Raw genomic sequence first — 24,593 nt, 5'->3', positions numbered from 1 at the left:
CCGTGAACCAGCCAGCCGTATCGCCGACGCTCGACACGTTGTTTCAGCGCACGCTGATCCGGCAGCCGCACGCGCCCGCCCTGCTTGATCCCCTCAACAAGGCCCGCGTGACCGGGCACCAGCCGCGGCGGATGACCTATGCCGAAGCCGACACGGCCATCGAGGCGCTGTCGGCTTATTTCGTCGAATCAGGCCTGCCGGCCAATTCCGTCATCGCGATCCAATTGCCTGCCACGGTCGAGTTCGTGCTCACCGTGCTCGCCGCCCATCGCGCCGGCCTCGTCGTCGCGGTGCTGCCGCTGCTCTGGCGGCACGCGGAACTGACCGCCGCGCTGAACCGCACCGCGGCGCGCGCCATCGTCACCATGAGCACGGTCGACGGCGTCAGCTATGCCGATCTGGCGATGCATGCGGCCGCGGAAGCCTTCTCGATCCGTCACGTCTGCGGCTTCGGCACCGATCTACCGGAAGGCATGGCTTCGCTCGACGAGGTGCTGGCCCGCCCGCCCGGCACCACGCGCGCCGTGATTCAGGACGGCCGCAAGGCGGCGATGATCTCCTTCGACGTCACGGCCGAAGGCTTTCGCCCGGTGCCGCGGCCGCATTTCAGCCTGATCGCCGGCGGGCTTGCGATGTCGCTGGAAGCCGACATCAGGCCGGGCGCGACCGTGATGGCGGCGTTCACGCCGATGTCGTTCGCAGGGCTCGCCTCCTCGCTCGCGGTGTGGCTGCTCTCCGGCGGCGCGCTGGCGCTGCATCATCCGTTCGAGAACGAGGTGCTGGAGCAGCAGATCAACGAGCATGAATGCGAGGTGCTGATCGCGCCGGCGCAGCTCGCGCTGCGTCTTGGCGATGCCGACCTGGCGGCGCGGATGCCGACCTTGCGCAATGTCATCGGCCTGTGGCGCGCGCCCGAGCAGGTGGCGGCGAGCGATGCCTGGATCGCGCCCCATGCCCCGCTGACCGACGTCTACCTGTTCGGCGAGGCCGGGCTGTTCGGCGCCCGCCGCGGCGAGGACGGTATGCCCGTTGCGGTGATGCCCGGGCCGCACGGCGCCCCGCGCGAGCAATCCGGCTCGTCCATTGCGGGCGAGATCCTGCTGACGCCGAAGGGCACGCTCGGCCTGCGAGGCGCGATGGTGCCGATCGCGGCCTATGCCCCGCCGCAGCCGGTCGGCGACACGCTGATCGCACAGCCGCCGCGCGATTATGTCGACACCGGCTATGCCGCCCGGCTCGACCGTCCGAGCGGCGCGATCTGCATCACCGCGCCCCCCTCCGGCATCATGGCCGTCGGCGGCTACCGCTTCCTCTCCAACGACCTTCAGGAATGGGCTCGCCGGCTCGGCCAGGGCGCCCTGCTCACCGCGCTGCCCGACCGGCTTTCCGGCCACCGGCTGGCCGGACGCGCGCAGGACAATACCCGGGCCCGCGAGGCGCTCAGCGAGCTCGGGCTTAACCCCCTGATGGTCGAAGCTTTTCGCGACCGTTCCGGCCCCGGCTAGGCGCGGTTTCGCCTGGTACGTTGACGCTGCATTAAGGCGGCCAAACTAGATTGCGGGGCATCTGTCGCGTGATCAGAGTTTTGCGAATGTCCCAGGCGGGCCCGATCCTGTTTGTGTCCAATGCCGAGCGGCCGCCCTTCATTGCGGCGCTGGACGAGGCCCGGCTCTTTCCCGTCGTCGACACCGACTGGGCCAGCGCAGCGCGCGCCGTCGAGCAGGTCCAGCCGGCCGCGGTTCTCGCCCAGATGTCCGGCGGTCATGAGCCGCATATTGCGCCGCTCGCCAAGAAGATCGCCGACCAGTCGCTCTACCTTCCTTTCGTGGCCCTCGATGCTGCAGGCACGCTGCCCCACAACGCCCTGCCGTTCTCCTCGCGCGGCGGCAATTCCGACCGCCTGATCGCGCGCCTTCGCGCCGCTCTGCGCGTGCGCACCCTGCATGCCACGGTGCTGCGCCGGCTGCCGGAAGTGAAGGTCGCGCTGCCGCAAGGCGATCCCGCCCGCGATGCCACCGTGCTCCTGATCGGCCGCGGCTCGGCCTATCCCGCGCTCTCCGTCGCGCTCGGCGAACGTGCCGGCGTCGTCGGCGCGCTCTCGATCGAGGCCGCCGCGAAACATCTCAACACCCGTGACCTCGACGGCGTCGTGCTCGCCGAAGGTTTTACCGCGCGCGTCACCGACGCCTTTCTCACCGTGCTCGCCGAGGACACCCGCTTCCGCAGCCTGCCCGTCATCGTCACCGCGCACCAGCTGACACAGACCTACGACCTGCCCAATCTCGAGCTGATCCCGGGCGAGCCGGCGAACGTCGCGGCCAATGCGCTGCCCCTGATCCGCCAGCATGCGATGGAAGCACAATTGAGCCGCACGCTGCGCTCGATCGATGCCGGCGGCTGGCTCGATCCGCGCAGCGGCCTGCTCACCGTGGAAGCCTTCGCCCGCGACTTTTCCAAGGCGGTCGAGCAGACGCTCGCCCGCGGCGGTGGTTTGTCGGTCGCACGCTTCGCCTTCGACCCCGGCAATTCCCGCGCCCAGCTCGATGCCGCCCGGATCCTCAGCCGGCTGATGCGGCAGATGGATTTCGGCGCGGCGCAGAAGGACGGCTCGGTCATCGTCGTGTTCGCGGAAACCGACTTCCGTACCGCCCACATGATCGCCCGCCGCCTCTCGGCGGTGATGCGGCACACCTCCAACGGCAAGCACGAGATGCGCAGCGAGCCCGTCGTCAGCGTGGACTCGCTGTCGCCGTCGGATACGGCAAGGTCGCTGCTGGGGCGGCTGTCGGCGGATGCGTCGCGGGCGGCATCGTAGCATCCGCCGGCACGGCTCGATCGCTCAAACCATCATGAGCTTGATCTGGCCGTCCTCGACGGTCCCCATCGCGAGAGCGTCGCGCGCCATCTTCTCGACGGCCGGCCAGTTCGCCAGAAGGTATCTCTGCGCCTGCGCCTTGGTCGGGAAATTTGTTTGAAGAATACAGCTCTGCCGCGTGTTCCCGTTCGCGATCTGGAAGGACACCGCCTGAGGGCCCTCCCGAAGCTCTTGCTCGGTGGGCTGGGGAAGCTTGCGCATGCTGCTCCTTCTCGCGGCTTAGCGAACCGGTAAGGCGACCCCGGAGGCTGGATCGGCGCGAGCTGTCCCGGCCGCGATCTTTCTGGCTTTCAATCTTCGCTCTGACTCGAGGCTCGGTTGCGTATTGCGGACCGCTTCGGTCAGCATCAGGCGGAGCTCTGCCTTGGTCTTGGGTGCTTGTCGCGTGGTCGACTTCTGCCAATTGGTCATGAAGTCTATATGGGTATTTTCGCGCGAAACGCCACCATTCGCATTCGCGATCAGGCGGTAACCGGTGCAAAAAACCCGCGGCCGGTGAACGGTCGCGGGTCAAGAGATCCGAAGCTCTGCCAGTACATCCGTGGTCAAAGCAACGTCATGTCGATTGCGACAGCCTATGCGGCGCGCAGATCTTCAGCAGCAGACTTGCCGGTCCGGCGGTCTGCAACGATTTCGAATGAAACCTTCTGCCCTTCGTTGAGGGTATTCATGCCGGCGCGTTCAACGGCGCTGATATGAACGAACACATCCTGGCTGCCCTGGTCGGGCTGAATGAATCCGAAACCCTTTTGGCTGTTAAACCACTTCACAGTTCCCGTCGTCATGGGGTCGTCCTTTACGATAGATAAGCGTTTGGCCACGCTCAAAAGCGCGGTCGATGTCGTCGAGATCTGGAGGGAGGGTCGTCAGTCAGGCGCGCTTGAAAGCGGCGAGGCCAAGTCGTTCGGCCGAAACTCGATGATTTGGATATAGATACTGCTCGGTCATTCCGCAAGTGACCATACGTCATTGTCTTCGGATCCAGAGGCCGCGCAACGATTCAAGCCGCATCGCCTCTGCAGATATCACAGCGCCTCACGCCGCCTTCTTGCTTTCCGCGAGCTGCGCCAGCTGGCGCATGATCTCCGTGGTGCCGGTGAGGCGCTCTTCCGGCGTCTCCCAATCCTGCAGGAACACCACCTTCATGTCGGGCCGCACCTTGGCGGCCTGGCCGTAGCTGCGGATGAAGCTCACCAGACGATCGGGATGGGCGAAGGAATTGTCGCGGAAGGCGATGACGGCGCCCTTCGGGCCGGCATCGATCTTGCCGACATTGGCGCGGCGGCAGAACGCCTTGATCGCGGCGACCTTGAAGAGGTAGCGCACCTCGTCCGGCAGCACGCCGAAGCGATCGCGCATCTCGGCGCCAAAATTCTCGATCTCCTCCTCGGTGTCGAGATCGGCGAGCCGCCGGTACAGCGACAGCCGCACCGAGAGATCGCCGACATAATCCTCCGGAATGAGCACGGGCATGCCGATGGTGATCGACGGCGACCAGCGGTCGGCGGCGGGCTCGGAGACGCCGGCCTTGAGGTTGACGATCGCCTCCTCCAGCATCGACTGATAGAGCTCGAAGCCGACCTCCTTGATGTGGCCGGACTGCTCCTCGCCGAGCAGATTGCCGGCGCCGCGGATGTCGAGGTCGTGCGAGGCGAGCTGGAAGCCTGCGCCCAGCGTCTCCAGCGATTGCAGCACCGTGAGCCGGCGCTCGGCCTGCGCGGTGATCTTCTGCTGCGCCGGCAGCGTGAACAGCGCATACGCACGCAGCTTGGAGCGCCCGACCCGGCCGCGCAGCTGATAGAGCTGGGCGAGGCCGAACATGTCGGCGCGGTGCACGATCAGCGTGTTGGCGTTGGGGATGTCGAGGCCGGACTCGACGATCGTGGTCGACAGCAGGATGTCGAACTTGCCGTCGTAGAACGCGGTCATGATGTCCTCGATCACGGCGGGCGGCATCTGCCCGTGCGCGACCGCGACCTTCATCTCCGGCACGTTCTTGTCGAGGAAATCCTTGACCTCGGCGAGGTCGTCGATGCGCGGCACCACGTAGAACGCCTGGCCGCCGCGGTAGCGCTCGCGCAGCAGCGCCTCGCGGATCATCAGCGGATCATGCGGAGCGACGAAGGTGCGCACCGCGAGGCGATCAACCGGGGGCGATGCGATGATCGAGAGCTCGCGAACCCCGGTCAGCGCCAGCTGCAGCGTGCGCGGAATCGGGGTTGCCGACAGCGTCAGCACGTGCACCTCGGAGCGCAGCGCCTTCAGCCGCTCCTTGTGAGTGACGCCAAAATGCTGCTCCTCGTCGACGATGACGAGGCCGAGGTCGCGGAACTTGATGGCCTTGCCGAGCAGCGCGTGGGTGCCGACGACGATGTCGACCGAACCGTCGGCGATGCCCTTCTTGACCAGATTGAGCTCCTTGGTCGCGACCAGGCGCGAGGCCTGCGCCACGTTGACCGGAAAGCCCTTGAAGCGCTCGGTGAAAGTCTTCGCGTGCTGGCGCGCGAGCAGCGTGGTCGGCACCACCACGGCGACCTGCTTGCCTTCGAGCGCGACGGCAAAGGCCGCGCGCAACGCCACCTCGGTCTTGCCGAAGCCGACGTCCCCGCAGATCAGCCGGTCCATGGGACGGCCGAGTTCGAGATCCTTCAGCGTGGATTCGATCGCCCCTAGCTGGTCCTCAGTCTCGTCATACGGGAAGCGCGCGCAGAACTCGTCGTACAGGCCCTGCTGCACCGGCAGCTTGGGCGCCTCGTGCAGATGACGCGCGGCGGCGATCTTGATCAGCTCGCCCGCGATCTCGCGGATGCGGTTCTTGAGTTTTGCCTTGCGGGTCTGCCAGCCGCCGCCGCCGAGGCGATCGAGCTCGACCGTGGTCTGGTCGGAGCCGTAGCGCGACAGCAGCTCGATGTTCTCGACCGGCAGGAACAGCTTTGTCTCGGCGGCATAATGCAGCTCGAGACAGTCGTGCGGGGCGCCGGCGACGTCGAGGGTCTGGAGGCCGACGAAGCGGCCGATGCCGTGGTCGACGTGGACGACGATGTCGCCCGCGGCAAGGCTCGTGATCTCCGAGATGAAATTGTCGAGCTTGCGGCTGGCCTTGCGCGGCCGCACCAGGCGATCGCCAAGGATGTCCTGCTCGCTGATGAGCGCGATCTCATCGGTCTCGAAACCGCTTTCGAGGCCGAGCACGGCCAGCATGGTCTCGTTGCGCGGGGTGGCCTGCACCGTCCGCCAGCTGTTGACGCTGGTGGTATGGGCCAGCTTGTGGTCACGCAGCATCGAATTCATGCGGTCGCGCGATCCTTCGCTCCAGAGCGCAATCACGACCTTCTTGCGCTGGGCGTGCAGCGCCATGACGTGGCTGACCACGGACTCGAACACGTTGACCGTGTTGTCGTTGCGCTCCGGCGCGAAATCGCGGCCCTTGCGCGCACCGGCGTCGATAACGCTGGTCCCGTCAGCCGGAACCGAGAACTGCGTCAGCCGCAGCAGCGGCATGTCGCTCTCGCGCCTGGTCCATTCCTCGCCGGTCAAATAGAGCCGGTCCGGCGGCAGCGGCTTGTAGATGGCGCCGCCGCCGGGATGCTCCATGGCATCGCGGCGGGCCTCGTAATAGTCCTGGATCTGCTTGAATCGCTCGCGGACGGCGTCCTCGGCCTGCGGCTCGATCGCGATGGGCGCGCCTTGCAGATAATCGAACAGCGTGTCCATGCGGTCCTGGAACAGCGGCAGCCAGTGCTCCATGCCGGGATGGCGGCGGCCTTCGCTGACGGCTTCATACAGCGCATCGTCGCGCTCGGGCGCGCCGAACTCGGCGACATAGCCCATGCGGAAACGGCGGATGGTGTCGGTGACGAGCTGGAATTCCGAGATCGGCACGAGGTCGAGCGAGCGCATGTCGAGCAGCGTGCGCTGGGTCTCGGCATCGAAGGTGCGGATCGATTCCAGGCTGTCGCCGAAGAAGTCGAAGCGCACCGGCTGCTCGAGGCCGGCCGGAAACAGATCGAGGATGCCGCCGCGCACGGCGTATTCACCGGGCTCACGCACGGTCGAGGAACGGTTGTAACCATTGTGCTCGAGCCAGGCGACGATGGTGTCCATCGGTACGACGTTGCCGGGCGCGACCGACAGCGCCTGCGCCGCGACGAGCTCGCGCGCCGGCACGCGCTGCACGATCGCATTCACCGTGGTCAGCACGATCAGCGGCTTGTCGCTGCCGGTGAGCGAGGCCAGCCGCGCCAGCGTGGTCAGGCGTTGTGCCAAAATGCCGCCATGCGGCGAGACGCGGTCATAGGGCTGGCAGTCCCAGGCCGGGAACTGGAGCACCGGCAGATCGGGAGCGAAGAACTGCAGCGCGCGTTCGAGCTGCTGCATGCGCGGGCCGTCGCGGCAGACCACGGCAAGGCTGACGGCCGGCTTCTTCGGCCGCGCCGCGATGGCACGGGCGAGATCGGAGACGACCAGGCCTTCGGCGCCTTCCGCGACATTGGCAAGCGTCAGCACACGGCCGGGCGCTAGCAGCTCGGCCGGAGATTTCATTCCCTGCTTCATGCGTCGCGGTCCGCGATCGGATAGGCCTTGATGCGGGCAAACAGCGCACCGGTCACATCGGCCGGCAGCACCTTGTCACCGGTGATGGCGGCATAGAGATCGGGATCGTTGACCTCGAGCAGGGCCTCGAGCTCGGTCAATTCAGGCTCGGACAGATTGCCGATCTCGGCATCCGCAAAGCGGCCGAGGATCAGGTCCATCTCGCGCGTGCCGCGGTGCCAGCAGCGGAACAAAAGCCGCTTGCGGCGGTCGTCCAGCCCGCTGCTCGATCGTGTCGTTCCCGTCATGTCTCAAATCCAGTCAAACGCAGAAAGCCCGGACGTGCCGGGCGGGGCTGATATAGCCATTCGGGGTGGCCGTGTCAGCCCTCGATTTGGCAAGCCTGCCGCCCGGGTGCGGCCGCGAAAAAAGCCGTGGATGCCCGGCATAAAGCCGGGCATGACGGGCCGAAACGATCCTAGATTCGCATCCATGCGCCCCAGCCTGCTCAATCCGCTGTTTGCTCCCGTGACCAGCCTGCCCGGCGTCGGTCCGAAGCAGGACAAGCTGCTGCAATATTTGCTCAGCCGCAGCGAGACGCCGCGGCTGGTCGATTTGCTGCTGCATCTGCCGAGCCAGGTCATCGACCGCCGCGCCCGGCCGAAGATCCGCGACGCCGCGGTCGGAACCATGGTGACGCTGGAGGTCACCGTCGACCGCCACCGCCCCCCTCCACCGCGCAACGCGCGCGCACCCTATCTGGTCTATGCCAGCGACGACACCGGCGACGTCGTGCTGACCTTCTTCCGCGCCAAGCCCGGCTATGTCGAAAAACTGCTGCCAATGGGGGAGAAGCGGTTCGTCTCCGGCACGCTGCAGATGTACGACGGCATCCCGCAGATGGTGCATCCCGACCGCGTGCTGGACGAGGAGGCGATCGCAAAGCTCTCCGGCATCGATCCGGTCTATCCGCTGACGGAGGGTCTGGCGCTCGGCTCGCTCCGCCGCGCGATCGCCCAGGCGCTGCAGAAGCTGCCGGCTTTGCCGGAATGGATCAGTCCGGAGGTGATGCGCCGCTGCAATTTTCCTGCGATCACCGAGGCGCTCAACCGCGTGCACCAGCCGGTCGAGCTCACGGACATCCTGCCCGATCAGCCGTTCTGGTCGCGCCTCGCCTTTGACGAGCTCCTGGCCGGCCAGCTCGCGCTCGCCTTGATCCGCGCGCAATTGCGCCGGCCCGCCGGCGTGCGCAATGCCGGTGACGGGCACTTGCGCAACAAGATCATCGACGCCCTGCCCTATGCATTGACGCTGTCCCAGCGTGACGCGGCCGCGGCGATCGCCAGCGATCTGCAACAGCCCGTGCGCATGTTGCGCCTGCTCCAGGGCGACGTCGGCTCCGGCAAGACCGTGGTCGCGCTGCTCGCGGCCGCGGCCGTCACGGAGGTCGGCAAGCAGGCGGCCCTGATGGCGCCCACCGAAATCCTGGCGCGCCAACACATCAAGACCATCGCCCCGCTCGCCGAGCGCGCCGGCATGCGGGTTGCGATCCTCACCGGCCGTGAAAAGGGCAAGGAGCGGCGTGAATTGCTGGCGCAGCTCGAAGCCGGAGAGATCGACCTCCTGGTCGGCACCCACGCCCTGATTCAGGACGACGTGATCTTCCATGATCTCGCCCTCGCCATCGTCGACGAGCAGCACCGCTTCGGCGTGCGCGAACGCCTCGCGCTCACGTCCAAGGGCGAAGCGGTCGACGTGCTGGTGCTGAGCGCGACGCCGATCCCGCGCACGCTGGTGCTGACCTATTTCGGCGACATGGACATTTCCGAGCTGCGCGAAAAGCCCGCCGGCCGCCAGCCGATCGAGACCCGCACCATCTCGATCAGCCGCCTCGCCGAAGTCACTGACAGCATCGGCCGCGCGCTGCAGGCGGGCAAGCTGGTCTACTGGATCTGCCCGCTGGTCGAGGAATCCGAGGCCGAAGGCACCGAGCACCTCACCAACGCGACCAAACGTTTCGAAAGCCTGCAGAAGCGGTTCGGCGAGCGCGTCGGCCTCGTCCACGGCCAGATGAAGGGCGCCGAGAAGGACCGCGTGATGGGCCAGTTCGCCGCCCACGAGATCGGCCTTCTGGTCGCGACCACCGTGGTCGAGGTCGGCGTCGATGTGCCGGCGGCGACCATCATGGTGATCGAGAACGCCGAACGGTTCGGCCTCGCCCAGCTGCACCAGCTGCGCGGCCGGATCGGACGCGGCTCGGAGGCCTCGACCTGCCTGCTGCTTTATTCGGAGCCGCTCGGCGAGATGTCGAAGGCACGCCTGAAGGTGATCCGCGAGACCACCGACGGTTTTCGCATCGCCGAGGAAGACCTCAAGCTGCGCGGCGAAGGCGACGTGCTGGGCGTGCGCCAGAGCGGCCTGCCCGGCTACCGCATCGCGCGCTCGGAGGTCCACGGCCAGCTCATCACCCAGGCGCGCGACGAGGCACTGCGCATCCTCAAGGACGATCCAAAGCTGAAGGGCGAGCGTGGCGAGGCGCTGCGGTGCCTGCTGTATCTGTATGAGCGCGACGAGGCGATCCCGCTGATCGGCGCGGGCTGAGGGCTTCCGCAAAGATCGTCGCAAAGGGACTCGCGGAGACTCCCCCTCGTGTGGAGAGAGACCTTTACATCTGAAGCAAACCGGCTCGCGGGAGCGACTAGGCTTTCTTCTGTGTGATCCCCGCAGCGAACGCCTTCATCAGCGCGGCATCCGCCGCCTCACCATTTGCATCCTCGGCGAGATGCTCGAACCATCTCGCAAAGCCCTCATAGATCTGGCTGGCCGGATGATCCGGGCCGAGGAATCCGGAGATCTCCCGCATCTCGGCAACCCAGCGATAGGCCTTCGGGATCATGTCAGGCAGCGCGACCTCGAGCCGCGCCAGAATCGCGGGCTGGCTCAGCGCCAGTTCGTCACGCAACGCGTCCGCTGCGCCCGCTTTCGTCGCCGCGACCACCATCGCCGAGCCGATGCCGGCGAGGCCCTTGACGATGCCGGCATAGGACATTTTCAAAGCCGACGCGGCGCCGACCGGGCCCTCGACGATGCGCACGTCGAGGCCGAAATCCTTCAGCACCGCGACCTCCTTGGCGTATTCGCCGGACATGTAGAAGGCCGGGCTCTTGCCGCCGGGCTGCGGCGGAAAGCCGATGATGCCGCCATCGACGAACGGCGCCTGCGCCGAGCCGATGATCTCCTCGATCCTTTGCACCGTGTCGACGTTGATCGCATTGCAATCGACGACGACCGGCTTCTTCTCGCGCCTGACGATCAGCGCGGCCAGCCGCTCAGCCAGCGCGACGGCTTCGCCCGGCGGCACGATCGAGAGGATGATATCGGCGCCCGCAATCTGATTGTCATCGGCGTCGACCATGCCGGCATCCGCCGCGCGTTTCCGCGTCGCCTCGCTCCGCCCGTCCAAAGACGTCAGCACGCGCGCGCCGTGCTCACTGAGGCGGCGGGCGACGGCGCTGCCCATGGCGCCGGGTGCGAGGATCGCAATGGTTTTGGACATCATATACTCCAGATCGATTCCGAGCGAGGCGCTCAGGCGAACCGGAGAATATCAGAGGATGCGAACGCGCGCGTGATCGGCGGCCATCCCGCAGCGGAATGGCCCTACTCCACCTTCGCAGGCTCGGGCCGAAGCGCCGAGGCGTTGGCGATGCGCGCGGCATTCGCCATGCCCGCGAGCGCGGCGGCCTTTTTCGGATCGGGTGCCGAGCCCGGCTGCACCACGCCGGCCGACATGATCAAGGTCGCGGCGTCTTCGGTGCTCATGTCGACTTCGACGATCTTGCTCTTGGGCACGTAGAAGAAGAATCCGGTGGTCGGGTTCGGCGAGCACGGCAGGAACACGGAGACATGCTCCTCCTGCCCCGGCAGGCTGCGCGCGACCTCTTCATTCGGCGATTGCGAGATCAGCACGATCGACCACATGCCCGGCGAGGGAAACTCGACCAGGCCCACTTTGCGGAAGCTCGAGCCCTTGCCCGAGAACAGCGTCTCGAACACCTGCTTCAGGCCGCGATAGATGGCGCGCACGGCCGGGATCCGGCCGAGGAAGGTCTCGCCGACATCGACCAGCGTCCGGCCGATCAGGTTGGCGGCGAGGAATCCGACCAGCGTCAGCGTGAAAAATGCGACGACCAATCCCCAGCCGGGAATGACGTACGGCAAATAGGTTTCGGGCCGGTAGGCCAGCGGCACGAACGGCCGCACCACGCCGTCGACCCAGGTCACGAACCACCAGACCAGATACAGGGTGATCGCGATTGGCCCCGTCACCACGAGGCCAGTCAGAAAATAGTTGCGGAAGCGGCCCATCAGGCCGGTATGCGGTTCCGGGAGGGGATCAAGAGGCGCAGGCGCGTCGTCGCGGGGGGTCATTCGGGTTCCAGGTCGGTCGCAGCACACAAGCTAGAGTCTTCTAGCAGGTTTTGGAAGACCGCGACCGACTGATATCCCTTCTGCCTATTCCACGGTCACCGATTTCGCGAGGTTGCGAGGCTGGTCGACGTCGGTCCCCATGACGACAGCCGTGTGATAGGCGAGCAGCTGCACGGGAACGGCATAGACCATCGGGGTGAAGGCCGCCGCCATGTCGGGCATGACGATGGTGACGAGGGACTCGACGGTCGCCTCTTCCGCACCCTTCGCGTCCGTCATCAGGATGATGTTGCCGCCGCGCGCGGCGACCTCCTGCATGTTGGAGACCGTCTTTTCGAACACCCGGTCGTAAGGCGCGATGACGACGACAGGCATCGTCTCGTCGATCAGCGCGATCGGCCCGTGCTTGAGCTCGCCGGCAGCATACCCCTCGGCGTGGATGTAGGAGATCTCCTTCAGCTTCAGCGCGCCTTCGAGCGCAAGCGGGAAGCTGGTGCCGCGGCCGAGATAGAGCACGTCGCGCGACTTGGCGATCCTGTGCGCGAGCTTTTCGATCTGCAGCTCGGTGGTGAGCGCATCCGCCATCAGGCGCGGGACCTCGACGAGGCCATGGACCAGCTTGGTCTCGTCCTCGTCCGACAATTCGCCGCGCGCCTTGCCGGCCGCGATCGCAAGGTTTGCGAGCACCATGAGCTGGCAGGTGAAGGCCTTGGTCGAGGCGACGCCGATCTCGGGGCCCGCGAGCGTCTGCAGCACGGTCTCGCTCTCGCGCGCGATCGTCGAGGTCGGCACGTTGACGACGGCGACCGTATGCACGCCCTCGGCCTTGGCATAGCGCAGTGCCGCCAGGGTGTCGGCGGTCTCGCCCGACTGCGAGATGAAGATGGCGAGATCGCCCTTGCGCAAGGGCGCCTCGCGGTAGCGGAATTCGGAGGCGACATCGACCTCGACCGGCACGCGCGCAAAGCGCTCGAACCAGTATTTCGCGACGTAGCCGGCATAGCTCGCGGTGCCGCACGCGGTGATGTTGATGCGCTGGATATTCTTGAAGTCGAACGGAAGCTTGACCGGCAGCGAGACGCGCTCGGTCGCCATGTCGACGTATCGCGCCAGCGTGTGGCCGACCACTTCCGGCTGCTCGTGGATCTCCTTCGCCATGAAGTGGCGATAGTTCGCCTTGTCGACCAGCGAAGTCGAGGCGGCATGCTTGATCTTGTCGCGCTGGACGGCATTGCCGTCCTTGTCGAAAATCGACGCGCTCTTGCGCGTCAACACGACCCAGTCGCCATCTTCGAGATAGCTGATCGTGTCGGTGAACGGGCCGAGCGCGATGGCGTCCGAGCCGAGATACATCTCGCCGTCGCCATAGCCAATCGCCAGCGGCGGCCCGTTGCGGGCGCCGATCATCAGGTCGCCGTCGCCGGCGAAGATGAAGCCGAGCGCGAAGGCGCCGCGGAGCCGCCCCAGCGCCAGCTTGACGGCTTCGACCGGCTTGTTGCCGCGCGTGAGCAAATCGTCGACCAGGTGCAGCACGATCTCGGTGTCGGTCTCGGTGTGGAACACCGTGCCCTTCTTCTCGAGCTCCTCGCGCAGCTCGCGGAAATTCTCGATGATGCCGTTGTGGACCACGGCGACGCGCTCGGTCGCGTGCGGATGGGCGTTGTTGACGGTGGGCTTGCCGTGGGTGGCCCAGCGGGTATGGCCGATGCCGGTGGTGCCCTGGAGCGGCTCGGCTTCCAGCCGCTTCTCCAGGTTCTTCAGCTTGCCTTCGGCGCGGCGGCGCTCGATATGCCTGCCCTCGAGCGTGGCGACGCCCGCCGAGTCATAACCGCGATATTCGAGACGTTTGAGCGAATCCACCAGCTGCTCTGCAACCGGCTCGCGCCCGAGAATGCCGACAATCCCGCACATGCGGATCACTATCCCCCAAATCGTCGAAAAATCGCCTAAACGACGCGCCCGGTTTTTAGCGAAATTCCCAGGGAACCATATACTCAATAATTATTGCGGATTGAGACAGCATGGACCGCAACCTGAGCTTCGCCTGCGTCGAATTGGCCGGCCTTAGACAGCGCACGTTAACTTGTTGTCAATATGTTTGACCAACGATTCCGGTGCAGGAGAGCAAAGCCATGAAAGGCTCGTCCGACCGCAAAGGTCTGTCATCGATGTACTTGCGTGCCAGCGAGACCACGGGCACGCATTTGGCGCATTGGCCGCCGCCCCAGCGCGGCAAGGAAAGCAAGCCGGTCTTCCTGAAGCACGCTGAAGGCGAGCCGGCCAAACGCGCCAAGCCGCGCGGCTGGCGCCTGACCCGCGCGATCTTCTCCGAATTCGCCGACGACGAATAGCGCCTACGGACGAAGACCCTCATGGTGAGGAGCGCAAAGCGCGTCTCGAGCCATGAAGCCCCCGCATCTCGCCCGCGGCCCTCCTTCGAGACGCCCGCTTCCAGCGGGCCCTCAGGATGAGGGCGGCGTGTGCTGCGACACAACAGAATAGTGCCTATTTCTCCGGTTTCTTGCCGCCCGTCTTCAGCTCGCGATAGCGCGCAGCGCCGCCTTCGCGGATGGTCTGCTGGTTGCGCTCCAGTGCCATCGCATCGTCAGGCACGTCGCGGGTGATCACCGAGCCCGAGCCGATATAGGCGCCATTGCCGATTTTGACCGGGGCGACCAGCGAGGAATTGGTGCCGACGAAGGCGCCCTGCCCGATGATTGTCTTGTGTTTCTTGAAGCCATCGTAGTTGCAGGTGATGGTGCCGGCGCCGATGTTGGAATTGGCGCCGACGGTGGCGTCACCGATGTAGGAGAGATGATTGACCTTGACGCCGGCCTCCAGTGTCGCCGCCTTGGTCTCCACGAAATTGCCGATCCGCGCGCCGTCGCCGAGCGAGGTGCCGGGCCTCAAGCGCGCATAGGGGCCGATCGAAACGTTCTTGCCAAGCGTGGTCTGCACGATGTGCGAGAACGAGTGGATCACGGTGCCGTCGGCGATCGACACGCCGGGGCCGATCACCACGAAAGGCTCGATCGTCACGTCCTTGCCGAACAATGTGTCGGCGGACAGATAAACGGTCTCGGGCGCGATCAGCGTGACGCCGGCCTCCATCGCCGCTTTCCGCAAGCGCGCCTGCATCACGGCTTCGGCTTCCGCAAGCTGCGCCTTGGTGTTGATGCCGCGCACTTCATCCTCGCTGGTCTCGATCACCACGGACTCCCATCCCTGCTTGCGGACGATTTCGACCGCGTCGGTCAGATAATACTCGCCCTTTGAATTCGCATTGCCGATTTGCCCGAGGATTTCGAGCGCCCGGCGCCCGTCGATTGCCATCACGCCGGCATTGCACAGATCGATCTTGCGCTCCTCTGCGCTGGCATCGGCCTGCTCGCGGATCGCGACCAGGCGTTCGCCCTCGACGATGAAGCGGCCATAGCCGGTGGGATCGGCGGCGCGAAAGCCGAGCGCGGCGATCGCCGCGCCCCTGGCGAGCGGCGCGCGCAGCCGTGCAAAGGTCTCGGCCGAGATCAGCGGCGTATCGCCGAAGGCAACAAGGAGATCGTCCACGCCGCGCCCGATCGCCTCGCGCGCCGCCAGCACCGCATGCGCGGTGCCGAGCCGCTCGGCCTGCACGAAGGTGAGCGCGTCGGGCCGGATGCGCTTTGCCTCGTCCGCGACCGCCTGGTGATCGGGGCCAATCACGACCGCGAGCGAGGTGCCGGTTCCCTGGGGTGCCGCGGCGAGCACGTGGGCGAGCAAGGTCTGGTGGGCTACCGGATGCAGCACTTTCGGCAGGTTCGATCGCATGCGCGTGCCTTCGCCGGCGGCGAGCACGATCGTGAGGCTGGAACGGGCGGTCATCGAAATCCTGTCAGATACGGCCGAATCAATTGGCGCGACGGGCGGGCAACCACCCTCAAAAGCTCTTGCCTTGCTACCCCCGCAAACGCCCGGAATTCAAGTGCGACACGCTTTTCCTGTTAATGTTCCCTGATTGATTCGGGGAAGCCGGACAGGGCTGGGCACTTAACGTTCATGGCAAAGGATTCCGACCCACTGGCGGATGCCTTCGGCACCAAGGAGACCGGCGGGCTGTTCTCCGGACTTGTGGCCGAGGAAAGCGCGTTCGACCGCCGCATGATGTGGCGGCTGGGCTCCTGGGGTGTGGCAGCCGTAGGCGCCGTCGTCATCGCGGTGATGGCCAATCAGGCCCAACTCGGCTGGCGGCGCGACCAGGTTGCGTCCGCCGATCTCGCGCGCCAGGCAGAGCGGCTCCAGGCGCTGGCCAAGGAGAGCCAGAACGAGGCCCGCCGGCTTGCGGCCGCCATCGAGACGCTGAACACGGATCGCGACCGGCTCTATTCCCGTGTCACCGTGGTCGAGCAAGGGCTCGATTCCGTCACCGGCGCCATCGCCAAGCAACCCACCGCACCACCGCAGCCCGGCAAGCCGCAGGATGCCACGCCGACGGCGCCCAGCGTCGCGCCGGTCGCTTCGACCCCCGCCTCCGCCGGCGACAAGCCCCGCACCGAGGCCGCCAAGGACACGCCCAAGGACACGCCCAAGGATACGGTCACGGTCAAGGATACGCTCAAGGAAGTTGCAAAGGAGCCGTCGAGCCTGCCACCGCAGACTGCCGCCGCCGCCTCGCTCGTGCAGCAGCCGCTGGCAGCGACTTCGGCGCTGCCGACCATACCGCTGGTGCCGTCCAAGTCGATCATGGCGCCGCCCGATCCAGCCGCGTCGAAATTGATTCAGCCCGAGACAAACGAGAAGGCCGCCGAGAAGAAAGTCGAGCCGGCGCCCGCCCCGACCGAAGTCGTCGCGACAGCCGCGAAGGCACCTGAGGCAGCCGAGAACGAATCCCCCGCCATCGCGGTCCAGCAGACGCGTTTCGCGATCGACCTCGGCGGCGCCAATTCGATCGACGGCCTGCGCGCGCTCTGGCGCGGCCTGAGCAAAACCAATCCGGAAATCGCAGCACTGCGACCGATCATCATGATCAAGGAAGGCAACACCGGCCTCGGCATGCAGCTTCGCCTGGGTGCCGGTCCGCTGGTCAACGCCGCCGCCGCCGCAAAATTCTGCGCGAGCCTCGCGGAGAACGATCGTCACTGCGAGACCACCGTCTTCGACGGCCAGCGCCTCTCGATGCGCGGCGGATCGGAGAAGGGACAAGAGAAGTCCCAGGACAGAGTTCAAGAGAAGAACTCCGAGAAGAACCAGGACGCGGTCCCGCAAGCCGAAACCGCGCCCGCGCCGAGTGCAAAGCCCGAGAAGCCGCAGCGCCGCCGCAGCTACTCCTCCAAGCGCTCGTCGAAGCGCGAAGAGCCCGCGCCCCCGCCTGCGGCGCAGCCCGCGCCGGCGAAGCCGGAGACCGCGTCTGCGTCCGCGGGATCGACGCTGTCGTCGTTCTTCAGGCGATAAACATTGCGCCTGAACGGGCGGTGAATGCCGGCGTGTTTTTGCGCGCGCCGATGAACCTAAATTTCGGTCCGAGAAGAGAAACCACCCGTCAATTGCCAAGTTGTCCCGGTCGTGAACCGGAGCGGCCGATGTGAGAAATCACGCGCGCCCGCCTCCATGACCTCGGGAGAAACCCACGTGAAGACATTGATCATCGCAACGGCCGCGCTTCTGGCGGCATCTCCGGCGCTTGCGCAAACGACGAAATCGCCGGGCGCCTCGAGCAACGCGCCGGGTCAGCAAATGCACAACACAAAGAAGCCTTCGACAGGACCCGGCGCGTCCGAATACGCCCCTGGTCACCAGACCAATACCACCAAGGGACCGGGCCACTCGGAGAGCGCGCCGGGACAGAAGATGCAGACCACCACGGGCTCGAACACCAGCAAGAAGTGATGGTGCGCGGTCGCGTTCTACTCTGGCAGATGGCGTCGACCAGGCTGGTCGGCGCCATCGCCTTGTCGAACGGCGGCTCGCGCTGCCTGATCGCCGATGATCGCTCAGAGTTGCGCGGGCATGCGACCATCGGACGCTTGGATCTCAGCGGCTCTTTCTCACCAAGTTGGCGTTTAGTCCCGATCTGCCGGGCGCACGCCAAGCGTCCGTCTCCCGAAACGCACGAGCTTCGATGAACGAACTGGATGATGTGCTGAGGCTTCTCGTCGCGGCGGGAACAGGGCTGCTGATCGGCATCGACCGCGACATGAACGACAAGCCGGTCGGAATGCGCACCCTGGCGCTTGTCGCTCTGGGCTCCGCGCTGGTCTCGATCTCCGTGATCGAGTTCCAGAATCTGCGTGACCACCCCGATGCGATCTCCCGGGTCATTCAGGGCGTCGTTGCCGGCGTGCTGACCGGTGTCGGCTTCATCGGCGCGGGCGTCATCCTGCACGACGCCAAGGCGAAGACCGTGCACGGCCTCACGACCGCGGCAACCGTCTGGATTGCGGCGGGCCTCGGGATTGCCTGCGCGCTCGGAGCCTGGCTGCTGGTCGCCGCAGCGATCGCCGTCACGCTGCTCGTGCTGTTCGTTCTTGGCTGGGTCGAGCGCCGGCTGGGATTGAAATAGGCAAACATACCAAATGATAGGGAAGAGGTCCGCGTAAGGCGGCAGTATCCGCGACGGATTTTGATTCGGAGCGGAGATGACGGACGCGAAGTTTCTGCGGGAGCAACTCGCGTTGATCCGCGAGCTGGCCGAGCAGGCGGACCCCTACATCAGAAAACGCCTGCTTGCATTGGCTGAGAAATACGAGCGACGGCTCGCGGACCAGAATCGGGCGACGCAAAGCCGGCTTTGACGGCCCCTCGCGCACGTCGTGGGCGAGCCGGATCTACAGAAACATCCCCTGCCCTGTTGCCTGCCCGCGCCATCACGACCATATTGCCGCCATGACAAAAAAGCCCTTCCGCCTCTCGCCCTACCAGGTGCAGTTCCTGATCGTCGTCGGTTTCGCGTCCGTCGGCTATGCGCTCTATCTGCGCTACCTTGCGATCGAGCTGTCGCAGGTCGCTCTCACCTGCGACGCCGGGCTTCAGACGATGATCTGCAAGGCGCGGTCGGTCTCGACGGTGCTGTTCAAGAATTCGGTGTTCGGCATCGTCGCGCTGGTGGTTGCGACGCTGAACCTGATGCGGCCGTCGATCGTGCTGCTCACCGTCGGCATCATCGCCGCCGGCCTCGGCATCGTGCTCTACAATGTCGTGCTGTCGGGCCTGGCGATCGGCCTGTTCATTCTTGGGTTTGCTCGGCCCGCGCCCGCCACAGCGTGAGCGCGAACAACAGATAGATCGTGCAGGTCCACAGCGACTGCCAATTGTCGCGGCCCTCGTTGAACAGCACGAAGACGGCCGACAGCGCCAGCACGCCCGCGAACACCGATTCCGCGATCGGACGCTGGCCGATCTGCGGCCGGTTCAGCATCAACAGCGCAAACGGCACCACGGCCATCGTCAGCGCGGCGTAGGGGAAATCCTTGTAGCGCGGGTCGAAAACGAAACCGAGCACAGTCGCGGCCGCGATCACGGCCGTCACCGCGAGCGTCAGGCCGAGCACCGCGGTGAGCTTCGACCATTTTCGGCCCTCGCGCGGGCCGAGCAGATCGAGGAAGGTCGGAAGGCTGCGGCCGATCACCATCGCCTGCGCGCAGAAGATCGGCGACAGGATACCGGCCGCGAGCAGCGCGCCCCAGAGCAGCCAGCCGCCGACGCCGTAGCTCTCATAATACAGCTTGTCGGCGCCGATCCCGAGCAGGCTGCCCGCCGTCGTCGCCGAAATGGCGACGCCGAGCCAGGCCGAGAAGCGCGGCGTCCACGGCCGCCGGCGCAGCGTGATGAGCGCGACCGCGAACACCAGCACGGAAAGGCCCATGCCGGCGCCCATGTACCATTTCCAGTACGGGAAATTGCTGATCGGCTCGCCCGGCGGATATTTCAAGCTGCGGCGCACCGAGTCGTACAGGCCCCAATAGCCGCCGACGGTGCCCTCCAGCTTTCGCTTCCAGGGCTGGTCGTAGGACTCGATCAGATTGACGCGAAACTTGTTCGCCTTCGCCAGAGCCAGGATTTCCGAGACCACCCGCGCCTGGTTGGTGCGTGAGGGCAGCGCGCCGTCGCGCATGCGCCCCTCGCTCGGCCAGCCGGTCTCGCCGATCAGGATTTCCTTGCCCGGAAACGCCACCGCCATGCGCTCGCGGATCGCCTCGACATGGGCGGCGGCGAACTTCGCCTTCACCGGCATATCCTCCCAATAGGGCAGGATGTGGATGGTGACGAAGTCGACGGCGTCATAGACCTCGCGGTTCTTCAGCCAGAATTCCCAGACGTCGGCATAGGTGACGGGCACGCTGACCTGCGTCTTCACCAGGCGGATGATCGAGACGAGGTCCGCCGTCGTCATCTCGCCGCGCAGCAGCACCTCGTTGCCGACGATGACGGCGGTGATGATCGCGGGGAATTCCTTGGTGAGACGAATGGCGAGCGCGGCCTGCTCAAAATTCTTGGCTCGGTTGCTGGAGAGCCAGATGCCCTGCAGCACTTTCAGCCCGCCGACCTTGGCGGCGATCGCCGGCACCTGGTCGAGCCCGTTCTCCAACGAATAGGTGCGGACGCAGTCGGTGATCTCCTTGAGCTGGCGCAGGTCCTGCTCGATCTGCTCGGCCTCGATATGGGTCCACGCGTTCAGCGGCGTCTGCTCGCCGCGGAACGGCGCGTAGGAGACGCATTGGACCTTCTCGGCGGGATCGATCGGGGCGCGCGCGAGCGTGATCGGCGTCGCCAACCACCACCACACGGCAGCAATCGCACCCAGTGAAACGAGCAGAAGCGCCAGTGGCGTACGAAGTGAAATCGGTTCCGTCCTCCGCGAAGGGTCCGTCGATTACCTGCTTGCACGCCGTCTGCCAAGGGGGTGTCCAAAGAGGGTGTCCAAGCGGGTGTCCAAATGCCGATCCACTCTCAAGGATCCGCGCCTGCCCCAAAGGAATGGGGCTGCGGCTGTTCGACCGGGGCCTAGCATCGTGACTTTGCTGGACAAAATTCCAAATACAGGTCATGGACTCGGAAAGACTTTTCCGCCGCATTGGAGACCCATTTGGACGCCATCACCGGCGCGTCCGCGGGATCCTGACGCGGACGGCCAGCGGATACATTGGGGAATTCATGCGGCAACGGGTGTTCGAGTCACGAAATGCGGTCCTGCGGCAGTTCGCCGCCACCTTGGCCGTCTCCTGCCTTCTCGTTCTCGCCGGTCTCGGTGGCGCTTCCGCCCAGAGCGGCACGCCCGCGCCGGACCAGGGCAAGGCCGCCGCCCAGCCCGCCGACGCCGCCAAGGATGCGGCCCAGAACCAGCGCCGCACCGACGAATTCGCCGAAGCGGCCCAGGTCATCAGCGGCCCGGCCGGCAATCCCGAATGCGTCTGGCTCGGCCGGCGCGTGGTGCGGCTGATGTGGCGGGATGACCTCGATACCGCGTTCCGCCATCTCGACCTCTATGACCGCTTCGGCTGCCCCGGCGGCCACATCCAGGCGGCCTTCCGCTGCCTGACCCGGTTCGGCGGCCAGATCGATCCCAAGGTCGCCGAGACCCTGGACAGCCGCGTGCATGCCTGCTGGATCAACCCGGCAGCCCAGCCGCAGCAGGCGGCGGCCGCAGCGGCACAGCCGGCCGCTCCCGCGGCCAACAATGCGCAGCCGCAGCCGGCCGCCAGCCCATCGCCCGCGGCAAGCCCGACGCCGGCGCCCCAGAAATAGCCGCGATCGTTTCAGCTGTCGTTCAGGAACGATCGGCCATAGACGCGGTTGGCACCGCCGCGCGTCGTTCGAAAAAGGCCATGCCCTCATAAGGACATGAGGCCATGACAGTTGAGAAACCGCGCGGCAGAGATATGCTCCCTTTGCCGCGGACTTGGTCGGATCTCGGGGTCGGATCCGCTTCCCTGCCCCCTCAGCCCCTTTTGGTTTAGCCGCGATGCGCGTTGTCGCCGCCGTTTTGTTGCTCGTGTCTGCGCTTCACGCAGGGCTATGGGGAGTCTTGCGCGACAAGGAACCCGCGCCCGACTTCAAGGGCCTGTTGCCCAGCGTCTCCTACGCGCCGTTCGAGGGCTCGGCCCACCCCGACATCGACAACATCCCGACGGTCGAGAAAATCCGCGCCGACCTGAAGACGCTGTCGACCATGACGCGCGCGATCCGCCTCTATTCGTCCACCGGCGGCGTGGAACTGGTGCCGCCGATCGCGGCCGAGTTCGGCCTCAAGGTCACCGTCGGCGCCTGGATCGACAAGGACAAGGATCGCAACGAGCGCGAGATCAAGGCCGCCATCGAGCTCGCCCGCAAGAACAGCAACGTCGTCGGCGTCGTCGTCGGCAACGAGGTGATCTACCGCGGCGAGCAGAAGGTCGAAGACCTCATCGACATGATCAAGAAGGTGAAGGGCTCGGTCCGCGTGCCCGTCACCACCGGCGAGATCTGGAACATCTGGCGCGACAATCCCGACCTCGGCTCCAGCGTCGATTTCATCGCCGCGCACGTGCTGCCCTATTGGGAAAACTTCCGCTCCGACCAGGCGGTCGACCAGGCCGTCGACCGCTACAATCTCTTGCGCAACCTGTTCCCCGGCAAGCGCATCGTGATCGCCGAGTTCGGCTGGCCGAGCCAGGGCTACAATTTGCGCAACGCCGATCCGGGTCCGTTCCAGCAAGCCCTGATCCTGCGCAATTTCGTCAGCCGCGCCGAAGCCATCGGCATGGAATACAACATCGTCGAGGCCATCGATCAGCCCTGGAAATTCTTCGAAGGCGGCGTCGGTCCTTACTGGGGCATCCTCAACGCCAGCCGCGAGCCGAAATTCGCCTGGACCGGTCCGGTCGAGAACCCCGACTATTGGAAGCTGATGGGCATCGCGCTCCTGGTCGGCATCCTGCTGTCGCTGCCGATCCTGCGGATTGAAAAGCCGACCGCGAAGCAGGCCTTCCTGCTGTCGGCGACCGCCAACGGCGTCGGCGCCTGGGCCGCGACCGTGTTCGCGTTCTGGAACAGCCATTACTTCATCATCGGCTCGGCCTTCGCACTCACGCTCGGCATGATCCTGCTTGTGCCCCTCGTCCTCATTGCGATGGCGCGCATCGACGAGATCGCAGCCGTCGCCTTCGGCCGGTCGCCGCAGCGGCTGCTCAGCAAGGGCAAGCCGGTCGAGAACGTTCCCGAGAATTACTGCCCAAAGGTCTCGATCCACATCCCCGCTTATTTCGAGCCGGTCGAGATGCTCAAGCAGACGCTGGATGCGCTGTCGCGGCTGAACTATCCGAACTACGAATGCGTGGTCATCATCAACAACACGCCGGATCCCGCGTTCTGGCAGCCGATCCAGGACCATTGCCGCGCGCTCGGTGAACGCTTCAAGTTCATCAACGCCGAGAAGGTGCAGGGCTTCAAGGCCGGCGCTCTTCGGATTGCGATGGAGCGCACCGCCGCCGATGCCGAGATCATCGGCATCCTCGACGCCGACTATGCCGTCGATCCCGACTGGCTGAAGGACCTCGTGCCTGCCTTCGCCGATGCGCGTGTCGGCCTCGTGCAGGCGCCGCAGGAGCATCGCGACGGCGATCTGTCGATCATGCACTACATCATGAACGGCGAATATGCCGGCTTCTTCGACATCGGCATGGTCCAGCGCAACGAGGCCAACGCCATCATCGTGCACGGCACGATGTGCCTGATCCGTCGCGCGGCGATGGACATGGCCGGAGGCTGGTCGTCCGACACGATCTGCGAGGATTCAGATCTCGGCCTTGCGATCCAGGAACTCGGCTGGACCACCCACTACACCAATCACCGCTACGGCCAGGGCCTCCTGCCCGACACCTACGAGGCCTTCAAGAAGCAGCGTCACCGCTGGGCCTATGGCGGCCTCCAGATCGTCAAGAAGCACTGGCGCTATTTCCTGCCCGGCAAGAGCCGGCTGACGCCCGACCAGAAGCGCGAATATGGCCTGGGCTGGCTGAACTGGCTCGGCGCGGAAAGCCTCGGCGTGGTCGTGGCGCTGCTCAACCTCGTCTGGGTGCCGATCGTCGCCTTCGCCGACATCGCCATTCCCGACAAGATCCTGACGCTGCCGATCATCGGCGCCTTCATCGTCTCGCTGGCGCACTTCCTGTCGATGTACCGCGCCCGCGTCGCCATCAAGCCCGGACAGATGCTCGGCGCCATGATCGCGGCGATGAGCGTGCAATGGACGGTCTCGCGCGCGGTGGCGCAGGGCCTCATCACCGAGCACATCGCCTTTGCCCGCACCTCCAAGGGCGGCCTGTCCCGGATGTCGATCGAGTTCCAGGCGTTCTGGGAGGCCGTGATCGGCACCCTGCTCCTGATCGGCGCGGGCGTGCTGATCGCCACCAACAGCTACCGCCAGATCACCGAAATCTACATCTTCGCCGGCGTGCTGGTGCTGCAAAGCCTGCCGTTCCTGGCCGCGGTCGCCATCGCCATCCTCGAGCTCAGCCGCATCAACTCGTTCCAGTTCTGGCGCGACAGCGCGATCCGTACCGCCGAGCTGATCGGCCTGCGTCCGGTCGCGCTGCCGGCCCCCGGCACGCCGCAGCCGGTGCCGAACGAGGTGCGGCGGGAAACCCAGTGATTGAGGCTCCGCGATAGCCTTTGGACCTCGTGATTAAAAGATACGTGGTCTTCGGCGTGGATGACGGCCCGCCAATTCGGGTTGAGCTTTCCGCCTTAAGCGGCGGAAACCGCGAGCAAATCCCCGCCCCTGCCGCGTCTTTCGGCAACCACC

The 24,593-nt window shown here is 65.8% G+C and carries 20 protein-coding genes; 11 read left to right on the top strand and 9 right to left on the bottom strand.

From position 1 onward, the window contains the following. Positions 1-2: 2 nt before the first annotated feature. Both CIT37_RS20435 and CIT37_RS20430 read left to right on the top strand, forming a co-directional pair. Complete coding sequence (locus CIT37_RS20435) at positions 3-1,505, top strand: AMP-binding protein (RefSeq protein WP_095424125.1); 1,503 nt, start codon at positions 3-5, stop codon at positions 1,503-1,505. Between the two features lie 86 nt (positions 1,506-1,591). Beyond that, a complete protein-coding gene (locus CIT37_RS20430; protein WP_095424124.1) occupies positions 1,592-2,815 on the top strand; it encodes a hypothetical protein in 1,224 nt (407 codons plus the stop codon). A 24-nt stretch (positions 2,816-2,839) separates the two neighbouring features. On the opposite strand, the gene CIT37_RS20425 is transcribed toward CIT37_RS20430, so the two are convergent. The 4 genes from CIT37_RS20425 to CIT37_RS20410 form a co-directional block, all read right to left on the bottom strand. Next, entirely contained in the window at positions 2,840-3,076 is a 237-nt protein-coding gene (locus CIT37_RS20425) for a hypothetical protein (protein WP_038949101.1), read from the bottom strand. A 374-nt stretch (positions 3,077-3,450) separates the two neighbouring features. Then, positions 3,451-3,660: a cold-shock protein gene (locus tag CIT37_RS20420; RefSeq protein WP_028144554.1), complete on the bottom strand. Its 210-nt coding sequence runs from the start codon at positions 3,658-3,660 to the stop codon at positions 3,451-3,453. A gap of 250 nt (positions 3,661-3,910) precedes the next feature. Continuing rightward, positions 3,911-7,429, bottom strand: coding sequence for a transcription-repair coupling factor (gene mfd, locus CIT37_RS20415; protein WP_095424123.1), 3,519 nt, complete (start codon positions 7,427-7,429; stop codon positions 3,911-3,913). Then, on the bottom strand, positions 7,426-7,716 hold the full coding sequence (locus CIT37_RS20410; RefSeq protein ID WP_038949104.1) for an FAD assembly factor SdhE: 291 nt from the start codon (positions 7,714-7,716) through the stop codon (positions 7,426-7,428). Before CIT37_RS20410 ends, mfd begins: the two co-directional genes overlap by 4 nt. A 184-nt stretch (positions 7,717-7,900) precedes the next feature. Between CIT37_RS20410 and recG the strand changes: the two genes are divergently transcribed. Then, positions 7,901-10,009: an ATP-dependent DNA helicase RecG gene (gene recG / locus CIT37_RS20405; protein ID WP_095424122.1), complete on the top strand. Its 2,109-nt coding sequence runs from the start codon at positions 7,901-7,903 to the stop codon at positions 10,007-10,009. Positions 10,010-10,106: 97 nt separating this feature from the next. Here recG and CIT37_RS20400 read toward each other — a convergent pair whose 3' ends face one another. The 3 genes from CIT37_RS20400 to glmS form a co-directional block, all read right to left on the bottom strand. Continuing rightward, positions 10,107-10,964: an NAD(P)-dependent oxidoreductase gene (locus CIT37_RS20400; protein WP_095424310.1), complete on the bottom strand. Its 858-nt coding sequence runs from the start codon at positions 10,962-10,964 to the stop codon at positions 10,107-10,109. A 104-nt stretch (positions 10,965-11,068) separates the two neighbouring features. After that, positions 11,069-11,839: a DUF502 domain-containing protein gene (locus tag CIT37_RS20395; RefSeq protein ID WP_028144549.1), complete on the bottom strand. Its 771-nt coding sequence runs from the start codon at positions 11,837-11,839 to the stop codon at positions 11,069-11,071. A gap of 84 nt (positions 11,840-11,923) precedes the next feature. Continuing rightward, on the bottom strand, positions 11,924-13,750 hold the full coding sequence (gene glmS / locus CIT37_RS20390; RefSeq protein WP_095424121.1) for a glutamine--fructose-6-phosphate transaminase (isomerizing): 1,827 nt from the start codon (positions 13,748-13,750) through the stop codon (positions 11,924-11,926). A gap of 221 nt (positions 13,751-13,971) precedes the next feature. Between glmS and CIT37_RS20385 the strand changes: the two genes are divergently transcribed. Further along, complete coding sequence (locus CIT37_RS20385) at positions 13,972-14,190, top strand: hypothetical protein (RefSeq protein WP_038970382.1); 219 nt, start codon at positions 13,972-13,974, stop codon at positions 14,188-14,190. A gap of 154 nt (positions 14,191-14,344) precedes the next feature. Here CIT37_RS20385 and glmU read toward each other — a convergent pair whose 3' ends face one another. Continuing rightward, the gene (gene glmU, locus CIT37_RS20380; protein WP_038949108.1) at positions 14,345-15,700 is read right to left on the bottom strand and encodes a bifunctional UDP-N-acetylglucosamine diphosphorylase/glucosamine-1-phosphate N-acetyltransferase GlmU; all 1,356 of its coding nucleotides are present in this window, start codon (positions 15,698-15,700) and stop codon (positions 14,345-14,347) included. A gap of 174 nt (positions 15,701-15,874) precedes the next feature. On the opposite strand from glmU, the gene CIT37_RS20375 reads away from it, so the two are divergent. The 5 genes from CIT37_RS20375 (at position 15,875) to CIT37_RS20355 (ending at position 19,078) form a co-directional block, all read left to right on the top strand. Then, positions 15,875-17,266 carry a hypothetical protein gene (locus CIT37_RS20375; protein WP_028144545.1) on the top strand — a complete coding sequence of 464 codons (1,392 nt, stop codon included), beginning with the start codon at positions 15,875-15,877 and terminating at the stop codon, positions 17,264-17,266. 177 nt (positions 17,267-17,443) lie between these two features. Next, positions 17,444-17,701 carry a hypothetical protein gene (locus CIT37_RS20370; RefSeq protein ID WP_028144544.1) on the top strand — a complete coding sequence of 86 codons (258 nt, stop codon included), beginning with the start codon at positions 17,444-17,446 and terminating at the stop codon, positions 17,699-17,701. Between the two features lie 232 nt (positions 17,702-17,933). Next, positions 17,934-18,374 carry an MgtC/SapB family protein gene (locus CIT37_RS20365; protein ID WP_018317958.1) on the top strand — a complete coding sequence of 147 codons (441 nt, stop codon included), beginning with the start codon at positions 17,934-17,936 and terminating at the stop codon, positions 18,372-18,374. A gap of 76 nt (positions 18,375-18,450) precedes the next feature. Then, on the top strand, positions 18,451-18,606 hold the full coding sequence (locus tag CIT37_RS20360; RefSeq protein WP_161966444.1) for a hypothetical protein: 156 nt from the start codon (positions 18,451-18,453) through the stop codon (positions 18,604-18,606). Between the two features lie 91 nt (positions 18,607-18,697). Further along, on the top strand, positions 18,698-19,078 hold the full coding sequence (locus CIT37_RS20355; protein WP_028144543.1) for a hypothetical protein: 381 nt from the start codon (positions 18,698-18,700) through the stop codon (positions 19,076-19,078). Here CIT37_RS20355 and CIT37_RS20350 read toward each other — a convergent pair. Beyond that, complete coding sequence (locus tag CIT37_RS20350; RefSeq protein WP_161966443.1) at positions 19,038-20,597, bottom strand: glycoside hydrolase family 17 protein; 1,560 nt, start codon at positions 20,595-20,597, stop codon at positions 19,038-19,040. The genes CIT37_RS20355 and CIT37_RS20350 overlap by 41 nt on opposite strands. A 368-nt stretch (positions 20,598-20,965) precedes the next feature. Between CIT37_RS20350 and CIT37_RS20345 the strand changes: the two genes are divergently transcribed. Together CIT37_RS20345 and CIT37_RS20340 are read left to right on the top strand one after the other, a co-directional pair. Next, on the top strand, positions 20,966-21,556 hold the full coding sequence (locus tag CIT37_RS20345; protein ID WP_028144541.1) for a hypothetical protein: 591 nt from the start codon (positions 20,966-20,968) through the stop codon (positions 21,554-21,556). A gap of 217 nt (positions 21,557-21,773) precedes the next feature. Continuing rightward, entirely contained in the window at positions 21,774-24,440 is a 2,667-nt protein-coding gene (locus CIT37_RS20340) for a glycosyltransferase (RefSeq protein ID WP_028144540.1), read from the top strand. The last annotated feature ends 153 nt before the right edge of the window (positions 24,441-24,593 follow it).

Source organism: Bradyrhizobium ottawaense, from assembly GCF_002278135.3.
GTDB lineage: Bacteria > Pseudomonadota > Alphaproteobacteria > Rhizobiales > Xanthobacteraceae > Bradyrhizobium > Bradyrhizobium ottawaense.
This window is presented reverse-complemented; position numbering and strand designations above follow the sequence as displayed.